The 18,215-nt window shown below is 66.4% G+C and carries 10 protein-coding genes; 6 read left to right on the top strand and 4 right to left on the bottom strand.

All coding sequences use genetic code 11. The annotated features are described in order from the left end of the window. Nucleotides 1-49: 49 nt before the first annotated feature. Together ilvE and glnE are read right to left on the bottom strand one after the other, a co-directional pair. Nucleotides 50-973, bottom strand: coding sequence for a branched-chain-amino-acid transaminase (gene ilvE / locus WFQ67_RS16550; RefSeq protein ID WP_213626660.1), 924 nt, complete (start codon nucleotides 971-973; stop codon nucleotides 50-52). A gap of 54 nt (nucleotides 974-1,027) precedes the next feature. After that, on the bottom strand, nucleotides 1,028-3,976 hold the full coding sequence (glnE, locus tag WFQ67_RS16545; protein WP_213626662.1) for a bifunctional [glutamate--ammonia ligase]-adenylyl-L-tyrosine phosphorylase/[glutamate--ammonia-ligase] adenylyltransferase: 2,949 nt from the start codon (nucleotides 3,974-3,976) through the stop codon (nucleotides 1,028-1,030). 238 nt (nucleotides 3,977-4,214) lie between these two features. On the opposite strand from glnE, the gene aceE reads away from it, so the two are divergent. Beyond that, nucleotides 4,215-6,860, top strand: coding sequence for a pyruvate dehydrogenase (acetyl-transferring), homodimeric type (gene aceE / locus WFQ67_RS16540; protein WP_263151477.1), 2,646 nt, complete (start codon nucleotides 4,215-4,217; stop codon nucleotides 6,858-6,860). Between the two features lie 11 nt (nucleotides 6,861-6,871). Continuing rightward, nucleotides 6,872-8,851 carry a dihydrolipoyllysine-residue acetyltransferase gene (aceF, locus tag WFQ67_RS16535; protein WP_337057577.1) on the top strand — a complete coding sequence of 660 codons (1,980 nt, stop codon included), beginning with the start codon at nucleotides 6,872-6,874 and terminating at the stop codon, nucleotides 8,849-8,851. A gap of 203 nt (nucleotides 8,852-9,054) precedes the next feature. On the opposite strand, the gene WFQ67_RS16530 is transcribed toward aceF, so the two are convergent. Continuing rightward, nucleotides 9,055-9,534 carry a hypothetical protein gene (locus tag WFQ67_RS16530; RefSeq protein ID WP_228723506.1) on the bottom strand — a complete coding sequence of 160 codons (480 nt, stop codon included), beginning with the start codon at nucleotides 9,532-9,534 and terminating at the stop codon, nucleotides 9,055-9,057. 129 nt (nucleotides 9,535-9,663) lie between these two features. Here WFQ67_RS16530 and WFQ67_RS16525 point away from each other — a divergent pair, with 129 nt between their 5' ends. Both WFQ67_RS16525 and msrA read left to right on the top strand, forming a co-directional pair. Beyond that, a complete protein-coding gene (locus WFQ67_RS16525) occupies nucleotides 9,664-12,369 on the top strand; it encodes a putative bifunctional diguanylate cyclase/phosphodiesterase (RefSeq protein WP_337057575.1) in 2,706 nt (901 codons plus the stop codon). Between the two features lie 88 nt (nucleotides 12,370-12,457). Next, nucleotides 12,458-13,105, top strand: a complete 648-nt coding sequence (gene msrA / locus WFQ67_RS16520; protein ID WP_337057573.1) for a peptide-methionine (S)-S-oxide reductase MsrA — start codon at nucleotides 12,458-12,460, stop codon at nucleotides 13,103-13,105. A gap of 175 nt (nucleotides 13,106-13,280) precedes the next feature. Here msrA and WFQ67_RS16515 read toward each other — a convergent pair whose 3' ends face one another. After that, nucleotides 13,281-14,120 (bottom strand): 23S rRNA (adenine(2030)-N(6))-methyltransferase RlmJ, encoded by an 840-nt coding sequence (locus WFQ67_RS16515; RefSeq protein WP_285960616.1) that lies wholly within the window; start codon nucleotides 14,118-14,120, stop codon nucleotides 13,281-13,283. 139 nt (nucleotides 14,121-14,259) lie between these two features. On the opposite strand from WFQ67_RS16515, the gene WFQ67_RS16510 reads away from it, so the two are divergent. Then, nucleotides 14,260-16,062 (top strand): acyl-CoA dehydrogenase, encoded by a 1,803-nt coding sequence (locus WFQ67_RS16510; protein ID WP_337057572.1) that lies wholly within the window; start codon nucleotides 14,260-14,262, stop codon nucleotides 16,060-16,062. A gap of 352 nt (nucleotides 16,063-16,414) precedes the next feature. Beyond that, on the top strand, nucleotides 16,415-18,163 hold the full coding sequence (locus tag WFQ67_RS16505) for a potassium/proton antiporter (RefSeq protein ID WP_213626678.1): 1,749 nt from the start codon (nucleotides 16,415-16,417) through the stop codon (nucleotides 18,161-18,163). Nucleotides 18,164-18,215 lie beyond the last annotated feature (52 nt).

The raw sequence follows: 18,215 nt of genomic DNA, 5'->3' as shown, positions 1-18,215 counted from the left end.
AGTACCCACTGCTCGCGGCTTGCGGCTTGCACTTTGCAGCCTTGTCTATTTATTTGACCAGGGTACGCCACTCGGCGTGCGCGGCGGTCTTGCCGGTCACCAGGTCGAAGTAGGCCTTCTGCAGCTTCTCGGTCACCGGGCCACGGCTGCCGATGCCGATCTTGCGGCCATCGACTTCGCGGATCGGGGTCACTTCGGCGGCGGTGCCGGTGAAGAAGGCCTCGTCGGCGATGTACACCTCGTCACGGGTGATGCGTTTCTCGACCAGCTTCAGGCCCTGTTCTTCGGCCAGGCGCAGCACGGTGTTGCGGGTGATGCCGTTGAGGCAGGCGGTCACCTCGGGGGTGTAGAGCACACCGTCCTTGATGATGAAGATGTTCTCGCCGGAACCCTCGGCCACGTAGCCTTCCGGGTCCAGCATCAGGGCCTCGTCGGCGCCGCCGGAAATGGCTTCCTGCAGGGCCAGCATCGAGTTGATGTAGGCACCGTTGGACTTGGCGCGGGTCATGGAGATGTTCACATGGTGGCGGGTGAAGGAGCTGGTACGCACCTTGATGCCCTTCTGCAGCGCTTCCTCGCCCATGTACGCGCCCCAGTTCCAGGCGGCGACGATGACGTGGACCTTGAGGCCGGTGGCGCGCAGGCCCATGCCTTCGCTTCCGTAGAACACCATCGGGCGGATGTAGGCGCTTTCGAGGTTGTTCTCACGCACGGCGGCTCGGGTGGCCTCGTTGATCTCGTCCTTGGTCCACGGGATCTGCATGTTCATGATGTGAGCGGAGTCGAACAGGCGGTCGGTATGCGCCTGCAGGCGGAAGATCGCCGTGCCGTCGGGGGTGTTGTAGGCGCGCACACCTTCGAACACGCCCATCCCGTAGTGCAGGGTGTGGGTGAGCACGTGAGTGGTCGCTTCGCGCCACGGCACCAGTTCGCCGTCATACCAGATCACGCCATCACGATCGGCCATCGACATATTTGCCAGCTCCTCAAAGGTTCGATTGATTCAGCACGGCGAGTTAGCAGGCTGTCAGCTCAAGCCCAACTCGCGCCAGATCCGCATCACGCCTTGGCGCTCCGCGTGGAACTGGTCACCACTCACTACGCCCGGCTGCTTCTGCAACGCCTGCCGGTGGGCGGCGGAGCGATAGGCCTTGTAGGCCTCCTGCAGCAGGCTGACCGCTTCACCGGACAGCAATCCCACCTGCTCGAGACCATCGAGAATGCGGATGTTATCGGTGTAGCGCACCAGCTCAGGGTGCTGTCGCGACCAGGCAAGGGCCGCATATTGCACCATAAATTCGATATCGACGATACCGCCGGCGTCCTGCTTCAGATCGAAGGGAACGGTGCTTTCGAAGGCGTTCGCAGCGGTTCCCGCCGCAGTCTCGCGCGTTCCCAGGGTGGTACGCATCTTCGCCCGCATCTCGCTGACGTCCTGCTGCAGGGTGGCCAGCTCGCGCTCGCGCCCCAGCACCGCCAGGCGTACCGAGTCGAACGCCGCGGCTACGCGCTTGCAGCCCACCAGCACGCGGGCGCGCACCAGCGCCTGGTGCTCCCAGGTCCAGGCCTCGTTCTCCTGGTAGCGCTGGAAGGCCCCCAGCGAGCTCACCAGCAGGCCGGACGCGCCGGAAGGGCGCAAGCGCATGTCCACTTCGTAGAGCGAGCCGGAGGTGGTCTGGGTGGTGAGCAGGTGGATGATGCGCTGGCCCAGGCGGGTGAAGAACTGCGCACCGTCGATGGGCTTGGCGCCGTCGGTCTCCGCCTGCGGGTCGCCGTCGTGGATGAACACCAGGTCGAGGTCGGAACCATGGCCGAACTCGAGCCCGCCGACCTTGCCGTAGCCGACGATGATGAAGTCCGGGTCGCAGGCGCTGCCGTCCGCGCGACGCGGCGCACCATGGCGGGCCACGGTGTGGCGCCAGGCCAGGGCCAGCACCTGGTCGAGAATGGCTTCGGCCAGCCAGGTCAGGTAGTCGCTGACCTTCATCAGCGGCAAGGTGCCGGCGATCTCGGAGGCCGCCACCCGCAGGCTGTGGGCCAGCTTGAAGTGACGCAAGGCCTCCATCTGCTGCTCGAGGTCGTCCTCGGGAATGCGGGTCAGCCGCTCACGCAGCTCGGCGGCGAGTTCGGGGGCCAGTGGCGGATGGTAGAGGCGGCCTTCGTTGAGCAGTTCATCCAGCAACAGCGGGTAGCGCGCGATCTGCTCGGCGATCCAGGGGCTGGCGGCGCAGAGGGTGATCAGGCGTTCCAGGGCACCGGGGTTCTCGCTGAGCAGCACCAGGTAGGCCGAGCGCCGGGCCACCTTCTCCACCAGCGGCAACACGCGTTCCAGCACCAGGTCGGGCTTGCCGTGCTCGCTGGCCATGTTCAGCAGGCGCGGGATGAAGGCATCCATGCGCTCGCGCCCGAGGCGCTGCATGGCGCGCAGCTGGGGGCCGTTGCGCAGGTCGACCAGGCGCTTGAGGGCGGCCAGCGGGTCGAGGAACCCGGCCTCGCTCAATTGCCGGCAGGCACTCTCCTCGTCCAGGGCGTCTTCCCACAGCGACAGCCACTCGCCGCCGACGCAGGCGTCCTGCAGGCCCGCCTCCTCGTCCTGGTCGGGATCGGCGATGACCTGGTGGAAATGCCACTCGATGCGACCGCGCCAGTACATCAGCCGCTCATGGAAGGCCGACCAGTCGTCGAAGCCCATGATGAAAGCGACGCGGGCGCGGTCCAGGTCGTTGTCCGGGAGCATCTGCGTCTGCCGGTCGGCGATGGCCTGCAAGGCGTGCTCGGTGTAGCGCAGGAAGGCATAGCCGTCGCGTAGCTCGGCCACCACCGCCGGCGGCAGATAGCCCTGCCCCTCGAGCGTCGCCAGCACCTTGAGCAGCGGGCGCTGCTGCAGGCTCAGGTCGCGACCGCCGTGGATGAGCTGGAAGGCCTGGGCGATGAACTCCACCTCGCGGATACCGCCGGAGCCGAGCTTGACGTTCTCGGTCATGCCCTTGCGGCGCACTTCCTGCTGGATCAGCTGTTTCATCGAGCGCAGCGCCTCGATGGCCGAGAAGTCCAGATAGCGGCGATAGACGAAGGGTCGCAGCATTTCCAGCAACTGCGCGCCGGCCTGCTGGTCACCGCCGACCACCCGTGCCTTGATCATCGCGTAGCGCTCCCAGTCGCGCCCCTGGTCCTGGTAGTACTGCTCCAGCGCATTGAAGCTGAGCACCAGCGCGCCGGACGAGCCATAGGGGCGAAGGCGCATGTCGACGCGGAAGGCGAAACCGTCGACGGTGATGGCGTCCAGCGCCTTGATCAGCTTCTGGCCCAGGCGGATAAAGAACTCCTGGTTATCCAGCGCACGCTTGGCACCTTCGGTCTCGCCGCCCTCGGGGTAGCCGAAGATCAGGTCGATGTCAGAGGACAGGTTCAACTCATGGGCGCCCAGCTTGCCCATGCCGAGGATGACCAGGTGCTGCGGCTGTCCGGAGCGGCGCCCGGTGGGGGTGCCGAACTGCGCGCAGTGGCGGCTGTAGAGCCAGTGGTAGGCGCCGTCGATGCAGGCGTCGGCAAGATCGGAGAGATCGCGGCAGGTTTCCGCAAGGTCCGCCTGGCGGGTCAGGTCGCGCCAGATGATGCGCACTTGCTGGCGATTGCGAAAACGCCTCAGGTGGTGCGCCAGCTCGTCCTCACTCGCACAGGTGGAGAGGATTGAATCCAATTTTGTACACAATTCACCATTTTTAAGTGTACATTCCAACTCGCCCGATTCCGCCAGCTGCATGAGCATCGCCGGGTCGCGCCGCGTCTGCTCGGCCACGAAATCACTGGCTGCGCAAACCCGCAGGAACGCCTGCTTCCGTTCGTCGGGCCAGCCGTCGAATGCCGCACGCAGGGATTCCGGAAGGCCCTCCTGATCGGAGGTGAAGGCCTGGCGCGCACGGTCGGCGAGCGATTGCAGTTGCGGAGGGAGGGCGACAAGCGGGGGCAGGCTCATGGTCTATCCTGTGATCGGCGTACGCCGGGCCTGTGGTTGCTGGCCTCGCGCCGCCCATCTGTAGTTTTACTACGAAAGATTGTGTCCAGAGTGCTGAAACGGCCGTCGAAATGTAGTAAAACTACACAAGGCCGGTTCGACCCCCGGTAAATCCAAGAATTAGCAATCTGCCAGCCCATAAGGCTGTCAGTGAACATAGGCGTCCGATTCTGGAAGCCTTTCCGCCCTGGAGCAAGCCATGCAAGACCTCGATCCCGTCGAAACCCAGGAATGGCTGGACGCCCTGGAATCGGTTCTCGACAAAGAAGGCGAAGACCGCGCGCACTACCTGATGACCCGTATGGGTGAACTCGCTACCCGTAGCGGTTCGCAGCTTCCCTATGCCATCACCACGCCGTACCGCAACACGATCCCCGTCACCCACGAAGCACGCATGCCTGGCGACCTGTTCATGGAACGCCGCATTCGCTCGCTGGTACGCTGGAACGCGCTGGCAATGGTCATGCGCACCAACCTGAAGGACTCCGACCTGGGCGGTCACATCTCCAGCTTCGCGTCCTCGGCGACCCTCTACGACATCGGTTTCAACTACTTCTTCCAGGCCCCGACCGACGAACACGGCGGCGACCTGATCTACTTCCAGGGCCACGCCTCCCCCGGTGTCTACGCCCGCGCCTTCATGGAAGGCCGCATCACCGAAGAGCAGATGAACAACTTCCGCCAGGAAGTCGATGGCAACGGCCTGTCGTCCTACCCGCACCCCTGGCTGATGCCGGACTTCTGGCAGTTCCCCACCGTTTCCATGGGCCTCGGCCCGATCCAGGCGATCTACCAGGCACGCTTCATGAAGTACCTGGAAAGCCGCGGCTTCATCCCCGCCGGCAAGCAGAAGGTCTGGTGCTTCATGGGCGACGGCGAGTGCGACGAGCCCGAATCCCTGGGCGCCATCTCCCTGGCCGGCCGCGAGAAGCTCGACAACCTGATCTTCGTCATCAACTGCAACCTGCAGCGCCTCGACGGCCCGGTACGCGGCAACGGCAAGATCATCCAGGAGCTCGAAGGCGTATTCCGTGGCGCCCAGTGGAACGTCAACAAGGTCATCTGGGGCCGCTTCTGGGACCCGCTGCTGGCCAAGGACGTCGACGGCATCCTGCAGCGCCGCATGGACGAAGTCATCGACGGCGAGTACCAGAACTACAAGGCCAAGGACGGCGCGTTCGTCCGTGAGCACTTCTTCAACACGCCCGAACTCAAGGCCATGGTCGCCGACCTGTCCGACGACGAGATCTGGAAGCTCAACCGTGGCGGCCACGACCCCTACAAGGTCTATGCGGCCTACCACCAGGCGGTCAACCACAAGGACCAGCCCACCGTCATCCTGGCCAAGACCATCAAGGGCTACGGCACCGGTGCGGGCGAGGCGAAGAACACCGCGCACAACACCAAGAAGGTCGACGTCGACAGCCTGAAGTCGTTCCGCGACCGCTTCGACATCCCGGTGAAGGACGACGAGCTGGAGAACCTGCCCTTCTTCAAACCCGAGGAAGGCAGCGCCGAAGCCCGTTACCTGAGCGAGCGTCGCGCCGCCCTGGGTGGCTTCGTGCCCCAGCGCCGCGCCAAGAGCTTCAGCATCCCCACCCCGCCGCTGGACACCCTCAAGGCCATCCTCGACGGCTCGGGCGACCGTGAGATCTCCACCACCATGGCCTTCGTGCGGATCCTCTCGCAACTGGTCAAGGACAAGGAAATCGGCCAGCGCATCGTCCCCATCATCCCGGACGAGGCCCGCACCTTCGGCATGGAAGGCATGTTCCGCCAGCTGGGCATCTACTCCTCCGTCGGCCAGCTCTACGAGCCCGTCGACAAGGACCAGGTGATGTTCTACCGCGAGGACAAGAAGGGCCAGATCCTCGAGGAAGGCATCAACGAAGCGGGCGCCATGAGCTCCTTCATCGCCGCCGGCACCTCGTACTCCAGCCACAACCAGCCGATGCTGCCGTTCTACATCTTCTATTCGATGTTCGGCTTCCAGCGCATCGGCGACCTGGCCTGGGCCGCTGGCGACAGCCGTACCCGTGGCTTCCTGATCGGCGGCACCGCCGGTCGTACCACGCTCAACGGCGAAGGCCTGCAGCACGAGGACGGCCATAGCCACATGCTGGCCGGCACCATCCCCAACTGCCGCACCTTCGACCCCACCTACGGCTATGAACTCGCGGTGATCATCCGCGAAGGCATGCGCCAGATGACCGAAGAGCAGCAGGACGTCTTCTACTACATCACCGTGATGAACGAGGCCTACACCCAGCCCGCCATGCCGGCCGGTGTCGAGGAAGGCATCATCAAGGGCATGTACCTGCTCGAAGAGGACAAGAAGGAAGCCGCGCACCACGTGCAACTGCTGGGCTCGGGCACCATCCTGCGCGAAGTCCGCGAAGCGGCGAAGATCCTCCGCGACGAGTTCAACGTCGGCGCCGACGTCTGGAGCGTCACCAGCTTCAACGAACTGCGCCGCGACGGCCTGGCCATCGAGCGCCACAACCGCCTGCACCCGGGCCAGAAGCCCAAGTCGACCTACGTCGAGCAGTGCCTGAGCGGCCGCAAGGGCCCGGTCGTGGCCTCCACCGATTACATGAAGCTGTTCGCCGAACAGATTCGCCAGTGGGTGCCGAGCAAGGAATTCAAGGTCCTGGGAACCGACGGCTTCGGCCGCAGCGACAGCCGCAAGAAGCTGCGCCACTTCTTCGAAGTGGACCGCTACTGGGTCGTCCTGGCGGCGCTGGAAGCCCTCGCGGATCGTGGCGACATCGAACCGAAAGTGGTGGCCGAGGCCATCGCCAAGTTCGGCATCGACCCCGATAAGCGCAACCCCCTGGACTGCTGAGGAGACGCATTGTGAGTGAGTTGATCCGCGTACCCGATATCGGCGGCGAAGGCGAAGTGATCGAGATTCTGGTCAAGGTCGGCGACCGCGTCGAAGCCGACCAGAGCCTGGTCACCCTGGAATCCGACAAGGCCAGCATGGAAGTCCCCTCGCCCAAGGCCGGCGTAGTGAAGAGCCTAAAGGTGAAGATCGGCGACCGCCTCAAGGAAGGCGACGACCTGATCGAACTGGACGTCGAGGGCGCCGCCGCTGCGGCACCCGCGCCCCAGGCTCCGGCCGCTGCCCCCAAGGCGCAGGAGAAGCCCGCTGCCGCACCGGCACCGGCGGCCCCCGCCAGTGAAAGTGTCCAGGACGTGCACGTCCCGGACATCGGTTCCGACAGCAAGGCCAAGGTCATCGAGATACTGGTCAAGGCCGGCGATCGCGTCGAAGCCGACCAGAGCCTGATCACCCTGGAATCCGACAAGGCCAGCATGGAGATCCCCTCGCCCGCCGCAGGCGTGGTCGAGAGCGTCGTGGTCAAGCTGGATGCCGAAGTCGGCACCGGCGACCTGATCATCAAGCTGCGCACCGCAGGCGCCGCCCCGGCTGCCGCCAAGGCCGCCGAAGCACCTGCCGCCGCACCGGCACCGGCCCCCGCCGCCGCTGCCCCGGCCGCTCCGGCTGCCGAAGCGGTACAGGACGTCCACGTCCCGGACATCGGCTCCGACAGCAAGGCCAAGGTGATCGAGATCCTGGTCAAGGCCGGCGATCGCGTCGAAGCCGACCAGAGCCTGATCACCCTGGAGTCCGACAAGGCCAGCATGGAGATCCCCTCGCCCGCCGCAGGCATCGTCGAGAGCGTCGTGGTCAAGCTGGATGCCGAAGTCGGCACCGGCGACCTGATCCTCAAGCTGCGCACCGCAGGTGCCGCCCCGGCTGCCGCACCAGCACCCGCCGCGCAGGACAGCCAGCCGGTGCATCGCGTCCCGGCGGGCGCCAGCCCGGCCGTGGCCGCCGAAGTCAACGCCATCGCCTCGCTGTCGGCCGCTGCCGCCGGCAGCCCCGGCGCACCGGCTCGCTCCGACGGCGCCAAGGTCCATGCCGGCCCGGCCGTGCGCCAGCTGGCCCGCGAGTTCGGCGTCGAGCTGAGCGCGGTCACCGCCACCGGCCCGCACGGCCGTGTGCTCAAGGAAGACGTGCAGGCCTACGTCAAGGCCGTGATGCAGAAGTCCAAGGACGCCCCGGCAACTGCCGCGGCTGCCACCGGTGGCGCCGGCATCCCGCCGATCCCCACCGTCGACTTCAGCAAGTTCGGTGAGATCGAGGAAGTGGCGATGACCCGCCTGATGCAGGTCGGCGCTGCCAACCTGCACCGCAGCTGGCTCAACGTCCCGCACGTGACCCAGTTCGACTCCTCCGACATCACCGAGCTGGAAGCCTTCCGCGTCGCCCAGAAAGCCGTCGCCGAGAAAGCCGGCGTCAAGCTGACCGTGCTACCGCTGCTGCTCAAGGCCTGCGCCTACCTGCTCAGGGAAATGCCGGACTTCAACAGCTCCCTCGCCCCCAGCGGCAAGGCGCTGATCCGCAAGAAGTACGTGCACATCGGCTTCGCCGTGGACACCCCGGACGGCCTGCTGGTCCCGGTGATCCGCAACGTCGACCAGAAGAGCCTGCTGCAACTGGCCGCCGAAGCCGCCGCCCTGGCAGAAAAGGCGCGGACCAAGAAGCTCTCGGCGGACGACATGCAAGGCGCCTGCTTCACCATCTCCAGCCTCGGCCACATTGGCGGCACCGGCTTCACGCCGATCGTCAACGCGCCGGAAGTGGCGATCCTCGGCGTGTCCAAGGCCACCATCCAGCCGGTCTGGGACGGCAAGGCCTTCCAGCCGCGCCTGATGCTGCCGCTGTCGCTGTCGTACGATCACCGCGTGATCAATGGCGCCGCCGCCGCGCGCTTCACCAAGCGCCTGGGTGACGTGCTGGCGGATATCCGCACCATGCTGCTGTAAACCTTTGCTTCATCGCGAGCACGCCACGCTCGCACCTCGACCCCGCCCCCTTAGGCGGGGTTTTTTTGCCCTGGATCCACGCACGGACTCGCCCGCTGACGCCCACGCCCGGCCCTGCGGTGGCCCGCATCGCGTTCATCGAAGGAAGGAGGAAGGAGAGCGGTGCCCACCCGCGCCGGCGGGTGGGTCCGGTCGCAGCCGGGTCAGCCCTTCTGCAGGTTGCGGATCAGGAAGCTGAACGCCTTGGCCAACTGCCCGGCACCGTCCAGGTCGCGCACGATGGTCAGCATCGGCTCGCTGGAACCCGGCACGTTGAGCACGCAGGCCTGGCCCTCGCGCGGGCAGGCATAGCTGATGCTCGGATCGACGCCGAACACCGGCAGCAGCCGGTTGCGCACCGCGACGCCGGTCCCCGTCGTGGCCCGGACCTCCTCGCGCAGCATCAGCTCGCCCGGCCGCGCCAGGCTCACCTGGTACTGCAGGTCACGCCGATCGCTGGAGCCGACCTGGTAGCCGGCGCTCAGGGCATAGGTCTTCAGCAGCGCATTGGTGTGCGCGAACAGGGCCTTGCGCTCGTCATCGGTCAGGTAGAGACGCTTGATCTCGGCCAGGTAGCGGGTCTGCTCAGCGCTGCTGAGAACCGGCTCCGAACCGGCCGCCGAGGCCGGTGATAAAAAAAACATACCGCACAGCACCAAAGCCCCACCAAGTTGTCTTGTCAGCCCCATCCGCATGATGCACCCTTGCCCGACGCCATATTAAGAAGTGGGCCGAGGCCCGACTCGGTCAGCATACTGGAACCCCCCCGCCCGATGAAAAGCCATCCCGATGCCGCCAGCCGTACGGTGGCCGAGGTTGTGACGCAGTTGCCAGTCCCTTCGCGGCTTGGCCTCATGCGTTTCGAGCGGATCAACGAGGCCAGCTGGGCGCTGCTGTTCCTCGACCCCAATTGCGAACGCCATATCGGCATGCCGGCCACCGAGCTCTGCGCCCTGGTCGGCTCGCCCTACGCCAGCCTGATGTCCCCCGAAGCGCGCTACCGCCTTCACGACGAAATCCAGCGCCAGCTGGCCGGCAGCGCCAGTTACCAGGTGCAGTACAGCCTGCACACGACCGACGGCGTGCGCACCATCCTCGAGCTCGGCGAAGCCTTCCAGCAGCACGGCCGCAGCCTGCTTCGCGGCTACCTGCTGCCGGTGGATGCCGAGGACGGCGACACGGATGAAGACACCGACCAGCGCCTCAGCGAACTCGAAGCCCAGAACACCCGTCTCAAGAGCTCCCTGGACCTCTATCAGCGTTCCCAGGAAGACCACCTGCAACACCTGATCCGTTCCCGCGCCCAGCAAAGCCTCATCGTGCGCCTGGCCCGCCACCGCTACGGTGCCGGCGACCCCGCCCTGGAGGCGGCCAAGCTGATCACTCAGGCCGCTTGCGAAGCCTACGAAGTGTCCCGCGCCTCCCTGTGGATGTTCGACGGCGACCTGTTGCGCGCCATCAACCTCTACCGGCGCGACCAGGACCACCACGAGCACCCCGACGCCATCGACGTCAGCCGCTACCCGCAGTACCTCGAAGCCCTGCACAGCGGGCGCGCCATCGACGCCCACAATGCCCAGCGCGACCCCCGCACCAGCGAGCTGGTGAACGACTACCTCAAGCCCCAGGGCATCGTCGCCCTGCTCGATGCCAGCGTGCGCATCGGCGGCGACGTGGTCGGCGTGCTGTGCCTGGAGCACACCGGCGGCCAGCGCGTCTGGCAGACCGACGAGATCGCCTTCGCCGGCGAGCTGGCCGACCAGTTCGCCCAGGTCCTGGTCAACCAGCAACGCCTCGACGCCACCAACGCCCTGCACCTGTTCCAGCGCGCCGTCGAGCAGAGCGCCAGCGCCTTCCTGCTGGTGGACCGCGACGGCCTGGTGGAGTACGTCAACCCCAGCTTCACCGCCATCACCCAGTACAGCTCGGATGAGGTCCATGGCCGCCGCCTGTCCGACCTCCCGGCCCTGGAGAACCTCAGCGACCTCTTGTTCGACGCCCGCTCCAGCCTCTCCACCAGCAACAGCTGGCAGGGCGAGTTCCGCAGCCGGCGCAAGAACCTGGAGCCCTACTGGGGCCAGCTGTCCATCTCCAAGGTATTCGGCGAGAACGGCGAGCTGACGCACTACATCGGCATCTACGAGGACGTCACCCACAACAAGCTGGCCCAGCAGCGCATCGAGAAGCTGGCCTACACCGACAACCTCACCGGGCTGGGCAACCGCCCGTACTTCATCCGCAGCCTGGAGGAGCGCTTCCAGAGCGACCTCGAATCGCCCCTCTGCCTGCTGCTGGTGGACATCGACAACTTCAAGCGCATCAACGACAGCCTCGGCCACCAGACCGGCGACAAGCTCCTGGTCAGCCTCGCCCGCCGCCTGCGCAACACCCTCGGCCAGGGCGACATCCTCGCGCGCTTCGCCAGCAACGAGTTCGCCGTGCTGCTCGACGGCGCCGACCTGGAAAGCGGGCAGAGAACCGCCGGGCAGATCCTCCACACCCTCGACAAACCGCTGTTCGTCGACAACCAGCTGATCAGCGTCACCGGCTCCCTCGGCCTCGCCTGCGCACCGCAGCACGGGCGTGACCCGCAGACCCTGATGAAGCATGCCGGCCTTGCCCTGCACAAGGCCAAGGCCAACGGCAAGCACCAGCTGCAGCTATTCACCGAGACCCTCAACGCCGAGGCCAGCTACAAGCTGTTCGTCGAGAACAACCTGCGCCGCGCCCTGGCGCAGAACGAGCTGGAAGTCTTCTACCAGCCCAAGCTCTGCCTCAAGACCGGGCAACTGCTGGGCATGGAGGCGCTGCTGCGCTGGCAACACCCGGAACGCGGCATGATCCGCCCCGACCAGTTCATCAGCGTCGCCGAGGAAACCGGGATGATCATCCCCATCGGCAAGTGGGTGATCCGCGAAGCCTGCCGCATGAGCCGACGCCTCAGCGCCTCGGGCATGGGTGATGTGCAGGTGGCGATCAACCTCTCGCCCAAGCAGTTCAGCGACCCGGACCTGGTGGGCTCCATCGCCGCCATCCTCCACGAGGAACAGCTGCCCTCGGGGCTGCTGGAACTGGAGCTGACCGAAGGCCTGCTGCTGGAAGCCACCGACGACACCAAGCACCAGCTCAACCGGCTCAAGACCCTCGGCCTGACCCTGGCCATGGACGACTTCGGCACCGGCTATTCCTCCCTGAGCTACCTGAAGAAGTTCCCGATCGACGTCATCAAGATCGACCGCAGCTTCATCAAGGACATCCCCGACAACCAGGACGACATGGAAATCACCTCGGCGGTGATCGCCATGGCCCACAACCTCAAGCTCAAGGTCGTCGCCGAAGGCATCGAGAGCGCCCAGCAGTTGGCCTTCCTCCGTCGCCAGCGCTGCGATGTCGGCCAGGGCTACCTGTTCGACCAGCCCATCCCCGGGCACCTGCTGGTGGAAAGCCTGCGCCGCTACCCCTGCCGCCCGCAGCCCTGAGCCCTGAGCCCTGAGCCCTGAGCCTGCTGTAACATCGGCCATTCCCGCAGGTCTATCGACCAGCCAGCCACCCTTCGAGGAGAACGCCATGGTCCTGCGCTCGCAGATCCTTGCCCACAAAATCGAGCTGCCCACCGCGGCACAGGCATTGCCCGGCCGCGAATCGCCGATGCCGGTTCCCGATGCCCACTACGTCAATGGCCGCCCCCTGCAGGCGCCCTTCCCCGCCCACCTGCAGCAAGCGGTGTTCGGCCTCGGCTGCTTCTGGGGCGCCGAGCGGCGCTTCTGGCAACAGGAGGGCGTCTGGTCCACCGCAGTCGGCTATGCCGGCGGCCACACCCCGAACCCGACCTACGACGAAGTCTGCTCCGGCCTCACCGGGCACACCGAAGTGGTGCTGGTGGTGTTCGACCCACAGGTGATCAGCTACGAGAAACTGCTCTCGGTGTTCTGGGAAGCCCACAACCCGACCCAGGGCATGCGCCAGGGCAACGACATCGGCACCCAGTACCGCTCGGCCATCTACTGCAGCGACGCCACACAGCTGGAAACCGCCAGGGCCAGCGAAGCGCGCTTCCAGGCCGAGCTGAGCAAATCCGGCTTCGGCGCCATCACCACCGAGATCGACGAAGCCCCGACCTTCTACTACGCCGAGGCGTATCACCAGCAGTACCTGGCGAAGAATCCGGGGGGGTATTGCGGGTTGGGGGGGACGGGCGTTTGTATGCCGGCCTGACGGCCGGGAGAGGGGAGCTACAAGCTACAAGCTGCAAGTAAGAGCCAGAGCGGCCACTGCTTTTAGCTTGCGGCTTGCGGCTTGCGGCTTGCGGCTTGCGGCTTGCGGCTTATAGCTTGCCGCTCCCAACACTTGCCGCTTGCAGCTTGAAACTTGCAGCTGGCGCGCAGCGCCCCTACTTCTCCGCTATGAGCCAATCGAGCCGCCAGCTGCCCTGACTCTGCGCGAGCTTCTCGCTCAGCCAGGGCAGGAGCTGGCGCAACTCTTCTTCTATTCCCCACGGCGGGTTGGCGATGGCCAGGCCCGAGCCGTTGAGGCCGAGGGCGTTGTCCGCCGGGTGCACCATCAGCTCCACCCGCAGCAGCTTGGGCGCGCCGGAGGCTTCCAGGCCCTGGTAGAAACGCTTGAGCTGGCGCTGGTCCTTGATCGGGTACCAGATCGCGACGACGGTCTGGCGCATGCGGCCGATGGCTTCCTTCAGCGCGGTGACGCAGCGTTCCAGTTCGTCGGCTTTCTCGAAGGGCGGGTCGATCAGCATCAGCGCGCGCTTCTCCGCCGTCGGCAACAGCGCCCGGGGCAGGTGCCAGCCTTCGCCCAGGTGCACGGCGACGCGGCGGTCGCCGGCCATGTTCTCCTTCAGCGCCTGGCCGTCTTCCGGGTGTTTCTCGTTCAGGTGCAGGCGGTCCTGCGGGCGGGTCAGCTGGCGCGCCAGTTCGGGGGAACCCGGGTAATGACGAAGTTCGCCCTCCGGGTTCAGCGCCTGCAGCACGCCGAGGTAGTCCACCATCAGCGCCGGCAGGTCGGGCTGGCCCCAGAGCCGGCCGATGCCCTCCTCCCATTCCCCGGTGCGGCTGGCCTGGTCGCCCGCCAGGTCGTAGAGGCCGACGCCGGCGTGGCTGTCGAGGTAGGCGAAGGGCGCCTCCTTGCGTGAAAGCAGGGCGATCAGGCGGGCCAGGGTCAGGTGTTTGAGCACATCGGCATGGTTGCCGGCATGAAAGGCGTGACGGTAGTTCATAGTGTGGAAATCCTCGCGAGGCGCGCAGTTTAGCAGCCGCGACTCTGGCCGGGTTTTGCCGCTTTATCACCCTTATGGATGTTGCTAGGCGACCTTCATTCACCGTTCTAGACTCGGCCGATCCAACCGGAGATCCGACATGTCCGAGACCCTGCTCAGTTCCCGCAACCTGGCCTTCGAACTCTACGAAGTGCTGGACGCCGAAGCCCTGACCCAGCGCGAGCGCTTCGCCGATCACAACCGCGAAACCTTCGACGCCGCCATCGGCACCGCCCGCAGCATCGCCGAGAAATACTTCGCCCCGCACAACCGCAAGGGCGACGAGAACGAGCCGGAATACCACGACGGCGCTGCCACGCTGATCCCGGAAGTGAAGCCCGCCGTGGACGCCTTCCTCGAGGCCGGCTTCCTCAACGCCACCCGCAGCTTCGAGCAGGGCGGCATGCAGCTGCCCACCCTGCTGTCCCAGGCCTGCTTCGCCCACTTCCAGTCGGCCAACGTCGGCAGCTCCGCCTACCCCTTCCTGACCATGGGCGCGGCCAACCTGATCGAGAGCTTCGGCAACGACGAGCAGAAGCAGCGCTTCCTGCAGCCGATGATCGAGGGCCGCTTCTTCGGCACCATGGCGCTCACCGAGCCCCACGCCGGCTCCTCCCTGTCGGACATCCGCACCCGCGCCGAACCGGCCGGCGACGGCACCTACCGCATCAAGGGCAACAAGATCTTCATCTCCGGCGGCGACCACCCGCTGTCGGACAACATCGTGCACATGGTGCTGGCCAAGCTGCCGGACGCCCCGCCCGGGGTGAAAGGCATCTCGCTGTTCATCGTGCCCAAGTTCCTGGTCAACGACGACGGCTCCCTCGGCAAGCGCAACGACGTGATCCTCGCCGGCCTGTTCCACAAGATGGGCTACCGCGGCACCACCTCCACCGCCTTGAATTTCGGCGACAACGGCGACTGCGTCGGCTACCTGGTGGGCAAGCCCCACGCCGGCCTGTCCTACATGTTCCAGATGATGAACGAGGCCCGCATCGGCGTCGGCATGGGCGCGGTGATGCTCGGCTACGCCGGCTACCTCTACTCCCTGGATTACGCCCGCGAGCGCCCGCAAGGCCGCCTGCCCGATGGCAAGGACCCGACCAGCGCCCAGGTGGCGATCATCGAGCACGCCGACGTGCGCCGCATGCTGCTGACCCAGAAAGCCTACGTGGAAGGCGCCTTCGACCTGGGCCTGTACGCCGCGCGCCTGTTCGACGACACCCAGACCCTCGCCACCGAGGAAGAGCGCAAGCAGGCCCATGAGCTGCTCGACCTGCTCACCCCCATCGTCAAGTCCTGGCCCTCGGAGTTCTGCCTCAAGGCCAACGAGCTGGCGGTGCAGATCCTCGGCGGCCACGGCTACACCCGCGAGTACCCGGTGGAGCAGTACTACCGCGACAACCGCCTCAACCCCATCCACGAAGGCACCCACGGCATCCAGTCGCTGGACCTGCTGGGGCGCAAGGTGGCGCAGAACAACGGCGCCGGCCTCAAGCAGCTGACCCGCCTGATCAACGACACCTGCCGGCGCGCCGCCGCCCACGGCTCCCTCGACGCCCTGCGCCAGCCGCTGGAGCAGGCCGTTGCGCGCCTCTCCGCCGTGACCCTGGCACTGCTCGGCGACCTGATGCAGGGCAAGGTCAACCAGGCCCTGGCCAACTCCGCGCTCTACCTCAATGCCTTCGGCCACGCGGTGATCGGCTGGCGCTGGCTGGAGCAGGCGATCCGCGCCGAGGAAGGCCTGGCCAGCGGCAACCCCGCCGACGCCGACTTCTACAAGGGCAAGCTGCAGGCCGCGCGCTACTTCCTCACCTGGGAAGTGCCGAGCGTCCATCACGCCCTGGCCATCCTCGAGGCCCGCGACGACACCTGCCTGGAGATGCGCGACGCCTGGTTCTGATTCCAACGCTTTCAGGGTTTCCCTGCCCCGCGCACATGCGGGGCTTTTTTTGCCCCGCCGCTGCGCCGACGACGCTGCAAGGTGGAGGCGTCATCCCCGCGAACGGGGGACCCAGTTGCGCGCCCACCGGCACCGCCTCCCCTTCTCTTCGGCAAAGCGGGCTCGGACAACATCCTGACCGCCTGGTCGATTCCGTGAACCGGCGGCTCGGCTTCGTTCGAAAAAACCTGGGGATTTCTACCGATCAGCGCTTGCGGCGCGTTGCGGGTAGCAGGTTAGAATCCGGCTGGCATGCACGCTGCATGCATCCCTCCAGCGTCACCCCCGACATCGTCACCAGGAGCCTCAATACGTGGATGCAGCCACCATCAATAGCCTGTTCCTGATCGGCGCGTTGCTGGTCGGCGCAAGCATTCTGGTGAGCTCGGTTTCCTCGCGCCTGGGCATCCCCATCCTGGTCATCATCCTTGCCGTCGGCATGGTCGCCGGCATCGACGGCCCGGGCGGGATCGGCTTCAGCAACTACCCGCTGGCCTACCTGGTGGGCAACCTGGCGCTGGCCATCATCCTGCTCGACGGCGGCCTACGCACGCGGGTCTCCAGCTTCCGCGTGGCCTTGTGGCCGGCGCTGTCGCTGGCCACGGTCGGCGTGCTGATCACCACCGGGCTGACCGGCATGGCCGCCGCCTGGCTGTTCGACCTGGACATCATGCAGGGCCTGCTGATCGGTGCCATCGTCGGCTCCACCGACGCCGCGGCGGTGTTCTCCCTGCTCGGCGGCAAGGGCCTCAACGAACGGGTCACCGCCACCCTGGAGATCGAATCCGGCAGCAACGACCCGATGGCGGTGTTCCTCACCGTCACCCTGATCGACATGCTGGCCAAGGGGCAGACCGAGATCAGCCTGTCCTTCCTCGGCCACCTGGTCAGCGAGTTCGGCATCGGCGCGCTCCTCGGCCTCTCCGGTGGCTGGCTGCTGCTGCAACTGATCAACCGCATCAACCTGCCCAACGGCCTCTACCCCCTGCTGGTGGTGAGCGGCGGCCTGCTGGTGTTCGCCCTCACCAACTTCCTGCACGGCAGCGGCATCCTCGCCGCCTACCTCTGCGGCCTGGTGCTGGGCAACCGGCCGATCCGCTCGCGCCACAGCATCCTGCACATGCTCGACGGCATGGCCTGGCTGGCGCAGATCGGCATGTTCCTCGTGCTCGGCCTGCTGGTCACGCCCCACGACCTGCTGCCCATCGCCATCCCTGCCCTGGGCCTGGCGCTGTGGATGATCCTCTTCGCCCGCCCGCTGTCGGTGATGATCGGGCTGATCCCCTTCCGCGCCTTCCACGACCGCGAGAAGGCCTTCATCGCCTGGGTCGGCCTGCGCGGCGCGGTGCCGATCATCCTCGCGGTGTTCCCGATGATGGCCGGCCTGCCCCACTCGCAGCTGTACTTCAACCTGGCCTTCTTCATCGTCCTGGTCTCCCTGCTGCTGCAGGGCGCCAGCCTGCCGCTCGCGGCCAGGCTGCTGCGGGTGACGGTGCCGCCGGAGCCGGCGCCCATCTCCCGCGCCGGGCTGGAGATCCACCCCACCAGCGAATGGGAGCTGTTCGTCTACCGCCTGGGCGCGGAGAAGTGGTGCATCGGCGCCGCCCTGCGCGAGCTGAAGATGCCCGACGGCACCCGCATCGCGGCACTGTTCCGTGGCACCGAGCTGCTGCACCCTTCGGGCAGTACCGTGCTGGAGGCCGGCGACATCCTCTGCGTGATCGGCCATGAGCATGATCTTCCCGCCCTCGGCAAGCTGTTCAGCCAGGCGCCCCAGCGCGGCCTGGACCTGCGCTTCTTCGGCGACTTCGTCCTCGAAGGCGACGCCCAGCTTTCCGCCGTCGCCTCGCTCTACGGCCTGAAGCTGGAGAACGTCGATGGCAGCCAGCCGCTGGGACGCTTCATCTCCCACGAGATCGGCGGCGAGCCCATCGTCGGCGACCAGGTGGAATGGAACGGCCTGACCTGGACCGTGGCCCTGATGGAGGGGAACAAGGTGCGCAAGGTGGGCGTCAAATTCCCCGAAGGTCACGGACGTCCAGGTCCCGGACTGTTCCTCTGAAGGCGCGGCACATCCCAGCACGGGGCCGCGTCCTGACATATCATCAACCGCA

It is taken from the genome of Pseudomonas sp. USHLN015, from assembly GCF_037153275.1.
GTDB classification, from domain to species: domain Bacteria; phylum Pseudomonadota; class Gammaproteobacteria; order Pseudomonadales; family Pseudomonadaceae; genus Metapseudomonas; species Metapseudomonas tohonis.
This window is presented reverse-complemented; position numbering and strand designations above follow the sequence as displayed.